This window comes from Flavobacterium notoginsengisoli, from assembly GCF_014207905.1.
GTDB lineage: Bacteria > Bacteroidota > Bacteroidia > Flavobacteriales > Flavobacteriaceae > Flavobacterium > Flavobacterium notoginsengisoli_A.
Genome location: NZ_JACHLB010000005.1, coordinates 454,460 through 467,662, shown reverse-complemented (window position 1 = coordinate 467,662; position 13,203 = coordinate 454,460). Strand labels below are relative to the sequence as shown.

Sequence of the window (13,203 nt, the reverse complement as noted above, 5' to 3'; positions counted from 1 at the left end):
TGGTCAGTTTAAATTGAAAAGGAGTGGTCAGTTTGACCCGAAATCGGTGGTCACTTTATGCTGAAAAAGCGTGGTCAATTTGACCGCTTTTTCCACCATAGCGCTTATCACTTCTTCATTAAGGTGGTCAACGAGACCTTCGATATCAGTGATTATCAGGGGTGTTCCTGAATAATGATCGAATGAGATTTCCGAATTCTTATAGTCAAAAGTGGCTTCATTCATCGTACCCTGAAAATTTTCATATGGAAGATCAGTAGCAGGGTCAAAGTATGTTACGTCTATAATATTTTGGATGAATTTTTGAAGTTCATCATATAGTGCAGTTTTTTCAAGAAGATTTTGATCCTTGGCAGATATTTTTTTGTTTAATCTTTCTAAAATGTTTTTAACCGATTTGCTGATCGATAAAAATTTGGTATTGATATAGATTGACGAATTCTCCAAATTTTCCAATGTGGTTTCAATGATCATTTTTAATTCGTCATAAATATCTTGATCCAAAACTATCAGGGCTGCACTGGTAGAATATTCACTGATATATTGATTTATCAATGCTGGAAGCTCTCTAATTTTATCGACACCCTCTAAAACTATTATTTTATATGAAAGCTGGCGGCCATCATTTTTCGAATTCAATAAAGCGTGCACTAGTTTCACATCACTTGCACCCTCTACGAAAACAAGAAAATCAGCATAAAAATCATCCTGATGATTAAATTCCGCAAGATCATCTAAAAACATAAAATTCAGGTCAGCCTCTACAATATTCTGTATATCTTCAGTAATTTCATACGGCACGTTTAAGCTACCGGTGTCTCCTGCCTGTCGCAGTTTAAACTTCAGAACCTGTAGAAAACTCACTTCATCATTAAAAATCAGCTGAATATCGGAACCGTCAAACAGAACCATGTTAAGAGGTTTGCCAACTTTCAATCCTTCCTCTACATCAGCGCTGTATCCATTAACAGCAATAAAAACACCTGATGTTGTATGAAATTTACCGTTCAATTTGCCTTGAAATGCGTATAGGCTAGATGCTGGTAGCTTATTTTTTTCCCACTTCGCTTCTATTAGAAAAGTCCTTCCTTCCCAAAAAAAAGAGCCGTCGATTTGTTCAGCTGTAGGCCTATATCCTGACCGTGGTTCTAACTGCTCATTTTCTAATTTTGCCTTCAGCAATTTTTCAAACGCAAATCCTCTTTTCTGAGGACTTATCTTTGAATCTTCCCACAATTCATTGAACTTATTTTTTATTTCAGTATTTGTTAAACCAACATCTGTCATTTCTTAGTGTATATTAATTTTCATCAACTGCTATTTCACCAAATTAATTAGAGTAATTATGTACCATCTAGCCTTCGAACTTAAAGTAGTAAATATAATAACTTATCATTTTTAATTTTTAGGTAATACCTCTTAATTCCAAATTATATCAAAATTTACATTAATTCTTGAAATCAACTAATAACTCGGTAGCACAGCAGTAATAAAACATTTTGTCTTTATCATAGTTCTTAAATCCACTATCAATGCTATCAATTGTCAAAAAAAGAAACTCAATTTTATGTCCATACAATTATTAACGATTTTCATTCGTAATGGGAAAATAGTTAGCCAAGATAGAAGCCGTCGTACTATGCATGTCTATATAGGTTCCAATTTCGCTTGCCAGCCGTGCGGTACTTTTATAATACTTCGCATCCTAGCCACTGGTCCATTGGTGATCTGCTTTCTTTTTTTCCATTTTTTCTAGACCTGGCTTTCTTATGAACGAGCAGACACTTCGAGAAACTTGAGGCATTTTTTTAAGATCAATTACCCGTGGATTTTTACAGTAAGTCTATTACGAATTATGAATTTCAAACACAGATATTGTCTCGCCCTCTCTAAATGCTGAGTGACTACTTTTTATATTCGCTTTTCTTTCTGATAAATAGTTAATAGTCATGTTTCAATAAATAACTCTGTATTTCCATGTCAAAAATATTTTCTTCAATCACAACCTGCTCGAATATTCCGACTTGAATCTCCGCGTCAAGTTCCTGCTCATTCATCGCTTGTGCATCGGCGATATAAAGATTCCATGAGAGTATATCTATTTTGTCTTGATACTCAAATAATAATTTTGCAAGTTCTAATTCTGAAAACGAAGCTCCTGCCAAGTCACTCCATTTGCCAAATCCCGCGATCTTGGCAATTACGTGCTGGGCATTCATCAGACTAAAATTTTCTTCGTCGATATTAAAATCATTAATGACATCATAAATATGAAAATACTTCGGCGCATAGTCGTACTTAAAGTCGCTAGCCATATTCCCAGAAACTGTAGTTTTGGTCTTAAAATCTCTAAGTAGATTTTTTGCTTGTAGTTTGAAAAATTCAATAGGTTCCATAATATAATCCTTTTTATTTCAAAGATTATCATCCCGAGGTTTTGCGTTTGTACACTATGGTTGGATAATAAGCTCTGAAGGTTATATTATCTATATCTTGGATGATAAAATCTTTGCACAAACGAGCAGGCGTACCAAAAAACCTTACACAAATGTATATTTTTTTTTTAAAACAATGCTATAATTCTCTCTTTTTATTCAAACTAACTACCTTAAGCAGTACTTCTTAACCTCAATTAAGAGTTAATCCCACAGAAGAATTATGTAATAGGATATTTTCTACAATAGACACAAAAATACACTCACACTGAGATCTCTAAACAAATTACCATTTTGTTTTTTTATCAGACTTAAATTTTATTTGCACCTTTAGTGAATAATAATGTGTGTTATTTTTGAAACTATACAAACAACAATTAGTTAATAGAATTGTACCTTTACACTAATTTAAAACACATTTTAAATCAAACAGATGGCCGACGATTATAAAGATGAATATTTACCGCGACTAGAAAAAAGTTTGCTTTATGCAACTATTAAGGAAAGAACTAAAGAAAAAGACGAAGAAGTTATAGTACTTATAAATTCTGCTGTTTCATATTCTTTTCAACGTACAAAAACCATTTTGCGGCATATGGGTGAATACACACTTCATGATGGTGACCACCTCTTCCGAGTACTAAATATAATGGAGCGTCTATTAGGCAAGAAAAATATAGCGAATTTATCTACCCCGGAATTAATGCTCTTGATTTTATCTGTGTTTTTTCATGATATTGGAATGTCACCAGATGAGAAAGAAGTACTTGCATGGAAAAAGGTTTGGGATAATAATCCTGATTTTTTAAATGATTATGAAAAAAAAGCCTACGACCAATTCAAAAGATTTTACGATGCAAGACCTGAACAACAAGAATATATTTATCGATTTATATCACAAGGAAAACATAGCCAAGCTGATAATATAAAGTCGTTTTTAATAAGTGAGTTTATCCGTCAAACTCATGCCGATCGAGCACGCGACATTATTGATTGGGATTGGAATGGAAATATATTATTTCGCGACAGTGACTTAACAGTCGAGCTTGCACAAATTTGCTATAGTCACAACGAAGATGCGTTAAAATTGCTCGACCTTGAAAAGAACCATTTATGTGCAGTAGACATATCTGCTTGTCTACCAATTGTTGGTGTAATTTTAAGACTTGCTGATATTCTTGATTTTGATTCAAAAAGAACGCCGGCGATACTTTTTTCCCATCTCTATGTTCGTAATCCTGTTTCTTTACAGGAATGGAACAAACATCGTGCAATTGAAGCATGGGAAATTAATCCCGATATTATACAATTCAGTGCAAAATGTACCCACCCAGCTATAGAAGCATCAATCCATCAGTTTTGCAATTTCATTGATCATGAATTATCAATTTGTAATAATATTGTTTCCTCATTAAATGAATTTAACGCATCTAAAGGTCGAGAAATTCATATCAAATTCCCATTTAAAGTTAATCGTGAAAAAATCGTAACTAAAAAAGATGTTCGTGGAGAACCACTTTATCTGTATAGAGATACTCAATTTAACCTTAGTAAACGTCAAGTAATTGATCTTCTAATGGGCACGAAACTGTACGGCAAACCGCAAGTTGCACTCAGAGAACTTTTACAAAATTCAATCGACGCCTGTTTGCTTCGACAAGCACAAGAAAAAAATTGGAGAAATCCGTATGAACCTTGGATTATCGTCAAATATTACAAGGAAAATGAAGATACCATTCTTGAAGTTTCTGATAACGGAACAGGTATGGATCAATATATCATTGATACATACTACTCTCGCGTTGGTTCATCATTCTATAAATCAGCTGACTTCTACAATTTAAAATCTGAATCAAATGCAGACTTTACGCCAACTTCACGATTTGGTATTGGCATCCTATCCTGTTTCATGGTAGCAGATACATTAATGGTTGACACTAAACGATTGTACAAACCACACAAATCCAGCGAACCATTAAGCATAACTGTTGAAGGACAAGAAAGTATCTTCCTTATTCAAAGCGGTTCTCGTGATATACCTGGAACAACAACAAAATTAGTACTTCGTAAGAATAGAAATCCATGGGAAGACCTTTCTGAAGAGGAGTTTATCAAATCTGTTGAAAGAGTTATACCTAATCCACCATTTAAGATTAACATCATAACTACAACTTCATCCAAGATACGTGACGAAAACAGCTTTGTCGAAACGAAAGCAATTTCTATGCAAGATTCTACTTGGCGTGAACATGAAAATATTAGAAAATTTGAAATTGAATTAAATGACAAATCAACAGGCATTATTGGGTCAGTAGCAGCTGCCATTTTGGAAAGCCATGGTGAGCCCGTGTTAGAACTTGATCTTAAAATCAGGCAAGTAGACATTGAAGGTAAACCATATAAGCTTCAAAAAAGTATTAGAATTGAAGAAAATTTAATTAAAGAAACGGGAACTTCAATCACTATAAACGATGATGGCGAAATTAAAGAAGATAAATCCTCAAAGCAATATGCCCGTTCAGCCTCTCGACTTTCTCTGCACGGAATAGAAGTTCCTACAAGTTTATTTACTGAATGGTATGAAGTCAAAAATAATCAGGTTCGATTAGCTTGGCCTCTACCTCTTGCATTTGTCATTGACGTTTGTGGGAACCGAGATCTCGATTTAAATTCACCGCGCACTGAAATTATTATAAGTGATAAATGGTTTTCTTTTGAAGAAGAATTTGCCTACCTAATTTGTAATGAAATCGCTAAAAATGTTGACAAGTTGTATTGGGACAAGTTAAAAGAAATTTTTACAGCCCAATCCAAAAACAAAATGTTTTTAAGCGGTATGAACAGAGTAACTAAATAAGGTATTTCGATACAACAACAATTTACAAAGCTTAGCTGGTGTAAAAAAATTTAAAGCCTTGCATTTATCAAGTTTAAAGTGTCTTGAATAAGATTATCAAGCTCAGCCGCAGACATAGAAGTGGGATTTATGGCCAATGACCCAAAATCAGGCATTGGGTCGCCGTGGTGCGGCCGCCAAGAAACGCTATTTAAAAGACGTAAATCTGCTATGACCTGTACTCGGTTCATATCTCTGAAAACAACAGCTGACCGTTCCAAAAATGTTATTAATGCACCAAAGGTTTGCACTCCACCCATCGCACGAAGTTCGCTGTAATATTTAAATCGCAAATGAGCCTCTAAAATATTCCGCATCCATCCAATTACAATGTCCTTCATCGCATGGTCTGGACTTGTACGGAAGTTTTCCAATGCTTCAAAGTGTTTAAAATAGTCGTTTTTAACTAGAGAGTCCAGATCACATACCTCAAGAATGGAGGCTCTTGTAGCAAAATTTTCCGTTACCCTCAGTGTTTTCAAAAGTGCAGCACCAAAATCTCTACTTATTTCATGCAAAAAATATTCGTTGTGACTCAAAACAATAACTTGCTTCATTTGCGTTACCAGTGCTCTAATAATACCTACTGTATAAGTACGACGATTTGTATCTAAACTTGATAAAGGATCGTCAAATATGAGCACTTTATCAGAACAATTAGCGTCATTATCGAGTTTTGCAAGGAAGAATGCCAATGCTATGGTACTTTTGTCGCCTTCGCTCAAACATTCCCGTGCGCTAAATGGTTGTCCATCTTGAAATGAAATGTCTAATCCATCAATTGTTAATCGATAACCTATTTTACTTTCGCGTGCCTGTCCTCTTGGTGCAACATGTACAACATCTTCAATCAGAAATGAAGTTTTAAAAATATTATTCAAATAATAGTTTATTCGCGTACTGTATGTTGTGAGAAACGCCGAAGCTAACGATTGCTGTTGTTCGGACAAGGTAGAATATTGCGTTTCCAAAGTTCGGAGGACTACCCTCTCCGCCGTCAATTGCTCACAAAGAACTGCAGTTGCAGGATTAAATCTCTGCTCTATTCTTTTAAGTCGAGCTAATTCTGCTTCAGCCTGGATCACGGTCTGAATTCCTGTCTTAAAAGAAGTAATTTCGATATTATAATTTGTGACCTCTTGATTATAAGTTATAATTCCTGCTCCTATTCCTGCAACTGATCTTTCAAAATCAACAACTGCTTCAACATCTACAGAAGCTGACGGATTTTGAACTTTATGACGTACAATAGCTAAAAGTCTTTCCATTTCAATTTGCAGGGCAGATTCTTCCGGTACAAAATTGTAATTAGGCGCTACAGCTGTCTCTGGTAAATGCATAGTCCATAGTGAAATTTCTCTATTATTTTCCAGCTGGGCATTATTTAATGCTTGCGTTGTAGCAACAAGATTAAATGATTGAATGTCATTTAAATGATTTTGGATTCTAGTCGTTAAAGCATTAAATTCTTCATTAAATAAAGTTGCATAGGCACGAATAATATCCATACTGGAATTGATCGATTGCATACAAAAAGGGCAATTTAAATCACCCTCCGTTACTGCGCCTTTTAGTTTTAGATAATTAAAACCTTGCTCAAGCCACGTTTCAGGATTTGTAATCTTGTGAATCGTCAAATCTTGGCAATGGTCAGAAAATAATGTATTTAATAGTTGTTCTTGAATAGTTTCCGTAGTAGTTTGCAAGTCAATCTTTAAGGCATTAAAATCTATCCCTGAAATAAATGGGGTTAATGGAGCTAGATTTTGTAAATTTTGGATGATGGAGTTAGCACGGGCGTTTGTGAGCGCTAAGTCTGCCGACACAATAAGCGGTGCAATACCTACGGCACTAGTCGCGGGGAGTGCTACCAATTCGTTAAGCATTGCTCCGGATGTAACATCATTGCCTACCGCTGTAATAATCTGCTGTTCTAATGTTGCTATAGTTGCCCGTGAAGTGGTTTTTGCTGTTTTATTAGTTTCTATCTGTTGTTGAACAGCAATACCTGATGCACCGACAACAAATTGATGCAATTGTTTTTTTTGACCATCGCCAAACTCAAAGCCAGAATATACATTATCATTTATAAAGTGTATGTCAAAGATTTCGACATTTGGTAAAGGTATTGTCCAGCCAGTTGTTCCAAAAGTATGAAAAACATTTGGTGTCCCTACTTCAACAATTTGAGCAGCCTGAGCTGCAGTATGATTAGTAGAAATTCGGCTTCTTATTACTTGAGGATTATTTGTAGTCGCCGATCTAAAGACTGAAGTTAAAGTTGTCTTACCGCTTCCATTGTCTCCATATATTAAAGTTACCTTGTGAAAATTGACTTGTCCAGCCGCAGAATAATTTCTGAATTTACCAATTGATGTTAATCTTTCAATTTTATGAATCATTTTAAATTTAGATGTTATTAATTAAAACTGACATACTATCTATCTAAAATAATTGATAGCTGCTTTAACAATGTAAATTTAGTTTTTTTTTAACAAGTAATTCTTCAAAATATAATCAAAAAAAATCCTTTACGCATTAAACTTTAATCAATATGGAAAACTGATTTGAATTTAGGTGCAGAATCGGTGCATCGGTTTTAAGACAAAACGTAAAACACTATACAACAATCACTTAAAATCTAAAGTTCGAAACATTACTACATCAAAAAATGTTATAACAATAAGCAATAAGAGATTTGTGGAAGAATCGTGGCACATGGCATTTTTGAAAACTAGAAATCCAGCAAAAACAAGGTTACAGAGTTTAGGTTCAAAGCTCTACTATAAACAAAAAAGGCACCTGATTAGAGGCGCCTTTATAAAGTTAACTGTGAAGAGTATATTATACTATAACTACGTTTACTGCGTTTGGACCTTTACGGCCTTCTTCCACGTCGTATCTTACTGCATCGTTTTGAGCGATGTTCTCTGACAGGCCTGAAGCATGAACAAAAACTTCGGCCCCTCCGTTATTAGGAGTTATGAATCCGAACCCTTTTTCTTCATTGAAAAATTTTACTGTACCTTCTTGCATTTTAATGTATTTAAGGGTATAAAGGTAGCTTTATTAAATGAGAACCCGCTGAATTTGAGTTTTTTATTTTATTTAATTTAAATTCAGATATTCAAAAACAAAAAGGCTCCGGATTTGCCTGAAGCTTCTGCTGTCTCAGCAGCAGCCCTAGCCCCGATAAAAGTGGAAATCCTTTTGTGCCGGTGTTCGGCACAAAAGATTGCAGCGCATAGCGGGAAAAAGCTCCAATAAAAATCATTATATACAATTAACGATGCTGACCACTCAAAGTTAAATTCCAGCAGCAATTAATTCCCAATACCCGATTAATTCAGCGCCTGCTAAACTCTGCCTGCTTTTGTAAATAAAAAAGAAAAAGCATTATTTTCACCACAGAAGAACCAAGATCCCCAAATGACACAAAACAGCTGTCGGGTGCATTCTGGCCGTCATAAGTACAATGATCCTGCCGGCAGACCTCGCTGATCTATACCCCATAAAAAAATACAGCCCGGCTGTAAATTATATAACAAAACAAGGGCAATAATCCTCTAATTTTGTGGTTTACAATGCAGCATTAAAACAGTATACAACAATAACACTTAAGTACCTGCAGCTGCTCTGCAGAGTAAGAAAAATGAAGAAGTTTGAAATTAAAAGTACAGACCGGGACAAATGGCTGGTGATCCACAACGAGGTGCCAAAATTCACCTGCCGCTTTGAGGATAAAAAGTTTTATTTCCATAGGACCATCACTGGGCTTTCCAATCCGCAGGGCGACCCTAAAGAAGTACAGCTCTTGCAGCGAATGGAAAAATGGCTAAACGAGCACCACAAGGATAAAATAAACGAATAACCCTGGAGAATTAAAAATCTCAGTGCTATTGTGTAATCAGCCCTTTTTATATCCGCATTTCAAATCGGATATCAGGGAAAACATTTAAAATCATTTAAATAATTATCAGATCTTCGTATCTTTATTCAAAGCTATTGTGTTATTATTTAAACTAGTACATCTTGGAAACATCATCCCATTATTCTGATAGCATACTCAATAAACTTGCCGCAAGCTATCCCAAAACCTTCACGCTGGAAGAGCTCACAGCAGTTGTAATCCCCCCTTACAATGTCCTGAGAACCTTTAAAGAAAATATTGCTGCCCAAAGGCAAAACCAGGCAAAAATACTCGATGCGCTGATCGCGCTGGAGGATCAGAGGTATATTGTCCTTAATCCGGCGACAGATGAAAGCTGTATCACCCTAAAGGGCCTGATCAAAATAAATCATACGGTATTGCGTAATTAACCTATTGCTCAAAACTCGGGATAAACTGCAGCTTTACAACGAGTAATTTGAAATCTGCGGCACACCGGTAAAAACTGCAGCCATAGTCCCTCTATCACCGCCCCAGAAAACTTCCAAAAAAATTAAGTTTTTTTTTATGTCTTTGCTGTCCTTCAAAAAAATTACCTCTTTGGTGTATTTTTATTTTTAATAGTATTTTAGCTTAGCTAAAATACCTGAGTTTGATAAGCTGTAAACTATTTACCCTTACAAAACTTTATATATCATTTTTTAACACAACACGATAATGGACCCATACAAGGAAACATTTGAAACCTGGAACAAGATCGCTTCACTGTATCAGGACAGGTTTATGGACCTGGACCTGTACAATGAAACTTATGACTTTGTATGCAGTTCAATGGATAAAACAGACCCGAAAATTCTGGAAATTGGCTGCGGCCCTGGAAATATTACAAAGTACCTGTTATCAAAACGGCCCGACTTTGCTGTTTTTGGCATCGACATTGCCCCCAACATGATAGAGCTTGCAAAAGCGAATAATCCCACAGCCCGTTTCCAAGTAATGGACAGCAGGGAGATTGACCAGATCAAAACCAAATATGACGCCATAGTCTGCGGGTTCTGCCTGCCGTATTTATCGCCTGCGGACAGCCGAAAACTCATCGGCGACTGTTATGATCTGCTGAGTGAAAACGGACTGATTTATATGAGTTTTGTGGAAGGGGACCCGGACAGGTCCGGTTTTCAGTCTGGAAGCAGCGGGGAAAGGATTTACTTCTATTATTATAATTTAGAGGACTTAAAAACAAAATTTTTGCAGAATAAATTTCAGGAACTTCAAATATTCAAAACAGAATATAAAATATCAAAGACCCAAATGGACATCCATACCATACTAACAGCCAGAAAAAAGACATAGGTTAAGGGTGTTAAAAGACCAAACGTTTTGCAATATTTTTTTTTAATGATACCATGGCAAACTTACGGTACAGTTTCAAAAAATGTCAATATAGGGAATAAGTGTTGGTTTGTAAACCCTGACCCTGCAAAAAGAAACTCCACCGGCAGCGTTTTTTATCTCTATTTCCCTGCCAGCTTTTAAAATTAATACGTCAATTGTCCTTGCATCACAGCAGGGATCAATTCAAAACAGCACCGTAATTCTCAAATAACAGGCAAAGGGGTCAGGCTCACCAGCCAGTATTGAATGATCCTGTCTATCATTTCCCTGTACTGGGGAAAATTTTCCTGTTTTTTAAAATACCCCTGCACTGAAAGACTGTAGGCCTGTGCTATATTTTGGGGATTCTGCGAGGTGGATAAAAAGATGTAAGGCAGGCATTTTTTATTGACCTGCTCATCCTGAAGTATTTTACCGCGAAGCTCAAAACCATTGAGTTTGGGCATATTGATATCCGAGATAACCATAAAGGGGTTTACCCTTACATCTGAGAGGTAGTCCAGTACCTTGGAAGAATCTTCAAAAAACACAATTTTGTTTGGATAACCCAGACTGTCGAAAATATCCTTAAGAAAATCCCTGTCATCCTGATCATCTTCTATCACTATTATTTCTCCGCTTATTTTCATCAGGCAAAAGTACTAATTTATATGCTGCCAGGCAGTAAAAAATCAAATCTGCATCCCATTTTACACTTTGCTTTACATCTGCCCGGGACGGCTTTAAATTAAATACCAATAGTGCCGCCCCCGCCTCCCGCGGCAGGACTGACCCAAATTAATAACAATCCCTTTTGGGCAGGGCATTATTTGTCTAAAAATATTATACTAGTTTTCCGTTTCCACCACCCCTGTTGTACTGCCAGAGACAAGGTATTTTCTATGGGTTGGAATTTTAAAACAATGAAAAAGAATACTATAACAGTGTAAGTACAGATAAGGTATAGCTTCGCAAAAACAAAAACCACCCACCGATGTATGACAATCTATTGCTTTTGAAAGACATTGTTGATAATACCCCTCTGCCTACCGCTGTTTATACAGGGGAAGAACTAAAAATAGAACTCGCCAACCCCGCTATGATACAGGCGTGGGGTAAAGGAGATGATGTAATTGGAAAAAAATATCTTGAAGTACTTCCCGAAATTCAAAACCAGGCTTTTGCGGGCCAGGCCCTGGCCGTGCTGAAAACCGGAACGCCCTTCCACGCCAAGGACAAACAGGTCGATTTAATGGTGGACGGTTCCCTTAGGACCTTTTATTTCAATTACAGCTTTATCCCCCTTTTTAATAAGGCAGGCGGGATCTATGCGGTGATGAATACAGGCTCGGATGTAACCGAGCTTCATCTGGCAAAACAGCAGACCCAGAGTGCCGAGCAAAGGCTCAGAATGGCTATTGAATCCTCAGGCATGGGCACCTATGAAATTGACCTTGCCACTAAAAAAGTGACAGCCTGCGGGAATTTTAATGCCATTTTAGGAATTGACGGGGAGATATCAGACCAGGAGCTGTTTGCAAAACTGCATCCAGAGGATTTAACAGCGCGCGCAGAAGCGCACCAAGAGGCCAGCCTTACAGGAAAAATAAGTTATCAGAGCAGGATTGTAAGCCCCGAGGGGACCGCACGATGGATTAAAATTAGCGGCAGGGTCATCAGAGACCAGAACGGCGATGATACCGCCATTATCGGGATCATCCAGGATATCCACGAGCAGAAAGCCTTTGAAGAAGAGCTCAAAAGGCAGGTCGCACAAAATACCGAGGAGCTCAGAAGGTCCAATGATGATCTTTTGCATTTCGCGGGTGTGGTGAGCCATGATTTGAAAGAGCCTATTCGAAAAATTAAAACTTTCAATAGTATTTTAAAAAATGAGTACAAAGCTGATTTTAGTGAGAACGCTAAAAAATTCCTGCAAAAGGTAGACCAGTCCGCACAAAGGATGCAGAATATCGTGGTAGGCATCCTTGCCTACTCGACCCTGGATAAAAGATCGCAGCCTGTTGAGGAAATAAACCTTGACCTGGTCATTGAAAATATCAAAACCGATCTGGAACTGATCATAAATGAAAAAGGAGCCATTCTGGTCATAAGTGAGCTTCCCCAGATAGAAGGGGCGCCGATACTGATCCACCAGCTTTTTTATAACCTGGTGCACAATGCCCTTAAGTTCTCAAAAGCCGATGAGCCGCCGCGTGTGATCATCACTTCGGATATTATAAAGAATCAAGAAGGCATTGAGGTGCTGGAAATAAAAATCAAGGACAATGGCATTGGACTGGACATTGTTGATACAGAGAAAATATTCACGGCCTTTGAAAGGCTGCACTCCAAAGACCAGTTCGAAGGAAACGGGCTTGGCCTTGCCCTTTGCAGAAAAATAGCCAAAAGGCATAATGGCTCTATTACTGCTGTGGGAGAGAAAGACAACGGCGCTGAATTTACAGTGACCCTTCCTTTAAAACAGTCCGATTCTTATCTTTAGCACCTTGTAAACAAATAGGTAAACTGAAAGATTCTTATCTCAAATGTGTTATTGCAAATTGTGAAGTTCAATTTCGCAGATAATTCAATATATACAATCAAAA

At 36.9% G+C, this 13,203-nt stretch carries 10 protein-coding genes; 5 read left to right on the top strand and 5 right to left on the bottom strand.

Annotated features, from left to right (window positions below):
• Positions 1-27: 27 nt before the first annotated feature.
• Entirely contained in the window at positions 28-1,287 is a 1,260-nt protein-coding gene (locus HNP35_RS17250; protein WP_184164913.1) for a restriction endonuclease, read from the bottom strand.
• A 653-nt stretch (positions 1,288-1,940) separates the two neighbouring features.
• Complete coding sequence (locus HNP35_RS17245; RefSeq protein ID WP_184164910.1) at positions 1,941-2,396, bottom strand: hypothetical protein; 456 nt, start codon at positions 2,394-2,396, stop codon at positions 1,941-1,943.
• A gap of 472 nt (positions 2,397-2,868) precedes the next feature.
• Between HNP35_RS17245 and HNP35_RS17240 the strand changes: the two genes are divergently transcribed.
• Entirely contained in the window at positions 2,869-5,292 is a 2,424-nt protein-coding gene (locus tag HNP35_RS17240) for an HD domain-containing protein (RefSeq protein WP_184164907.1), read from the top strand.
• Between the two features lie 50 nt (positions 5,293-5,342).
• Here HNP35_RS17240 and HNP35_RS17235 read toward each other — a convergent pair whose 3' ends face one another.
• Together HNP35_RS17235 and HNP35_RS17230 are read right to left on the bottom strand one after the other, a co-directional pair.
• Positions 5,343-7,733, bottom strand: a complete 2,391-nt coding sequence (locus HNP35_RS17235; RefSeq protein ID WP_184164902.1) for an AAA family ATPase — start codon at positions 7,731-7,733, stop codon at positions 5,343-5,345.
• Between the two features lie 442 nt (positions 7,734-8,175).
• Positions 8,176-8,367: a cold-shock protein gene (locus HNP35_RS17230; protein ID WP_116751093.1), complete on the bottom strand. Its 192-nt coding sequence runs from the start codon at positions 8,365-8,367 to the stop codon at positions 8,176-8,178.
• Between the two features lie 616 nt (positions 8,368-8,983).
• On the opposite strand from HNP35_RS17230, the gene HNP35_RS17225 reads away from it, so the two are divergent.
• The 3 genes from HNP35_RS17225 (at position 8,984) to HNP35_RS17215 (ending at position 10,573) form a co-directional block, all read left to right on the top strand.
• Complete coding sequence (locus HNP35_RS17225; RefSeq protein WP_035688642.1) at positions 8,984-9,202, top strand: hypothetical protein; 219 nt, start codon at positions 8,984-8,986, stop codon at positions 9,200-9,202.
• A gap of 161 nt (positions 9,203-9,363) precedes the next feature.
• On the top strand, positions 9,364-9,651 hold the full coding sequence (locus HNP35_RS17220) for a hypothetical protein (RefSeq protein ID WP_035688640.1): 288 nt from the start codon (positions 9,364-9,366) through the stop codon (positions 9,649-9,651).
• Between the two features lie 286 nt (positions 9,652-9,937).
• Positions 9,938-10,573 (top strand): class I SAM-dependent methyltransferase, encoded by a 636-nt coding sequence (locus HNP35_RS17215; protein WP_035688638.1) that lies wholly within the window; start codon positions 9,938-9,940, stop codon positions 10,571-10,573.
• A gap of 245 nt (positions 10,574-10,818) precedes the next feature.
• Here the strand turns inward: HNP35_RS17215 and HNP35_RS17210 are convergent, their stop codons facing one another.
• Positions 10,819-11,244, bottom strand: coding sequence for a response regulator (locus HNP35_RS17210; RefSeq protein ID WP_184164899.1), 426 nt, complete (start codon positions 11,242-11,244; stop codon positions 10,819-10,821).
• A 344-nt stretch (positions 11,245-11,588) separates the two neighbouring features.
• Here HNP35_RS17210 and HNP35_RS17205 point away from each other — a divergent pair, with 344 nt between their 5' ends.
• Positions 11,589-13,100, top strand: a complete 1,512-nt coding sequence (locus tag HNP35_RS17205) for an ATP-binding protein (protein WP_184164897.1) — start codon at positions 11,589-11,591, stop codon at positions 13,098-13,100.
• Positions 13,101-13,203: the final 103 nt, after the last annotated feature.

Bases quoted from the DNA above. Each gene is read 5' to 3' on its own strand.
- HNP35_RS17235 (WP_184164902.1), bottom strand. From the start codon at position 7,733: ATGATTCATAAAATTGAAAGATTAACATCAATTGGTAAATTCAGAAAT.
- HNP35_RS17240 (WP_184164907.1), top strand. From the start codon at position 2,869: ATGGCCGACGATTATAAAGATGAATATTTACCGCGACTAGAAAAAAGT.
- HNP35_RS17225 (WP_035688642.1), top strand. From the start codon at position 8,984: ATGAAGAAGTTTGAAATTAAAAGTACAGACCGGGACAAATGGCTGGTG.
- HNP35_RS17230 (WP_116751093.1), bottom strand. From the start codon at position 8,367: ATGCAAGAAGGTACAGTAAAATTTTTCAATGAAGAAAAAGGGTTCGGA.
- HNP35_RS17205 (WP_184164897.1), top strand. From the start codon at position 11,589: ATGTATGACAATCTATTGCTTTTGAAAGACATTGTTGATAATACCCCT.
- HNP35_RS17210 (WP_184164899.1), bottom strand. From the start codon at position 11,244: ATGAAAATAAGCGGAGAAATAATAGTGATAGAAGATGATCAGGATGAC.
- HNP35_RS17215 (WP_035688638.1), top strand. From the start codon at position 9,938: ATGGACCCATACAAGGAAACATTTGAAACCTGGAACAAGATCGCTTCA.
- HNP35_RS17250 (WP_184164913.1), bottom strand. From the start codon at position 1,287: ATGACAGATGTTGGTTTAACAAATACTGAAATAAAAAATAAGTTCAAT.
- HNP35_RS17245 (WP_184164910.1), bottom strand. From the start codon at position 2,396: ATGGAACCTATTGAATTTTTCAAACTACAAGCAAAAAATCTACTTAGA.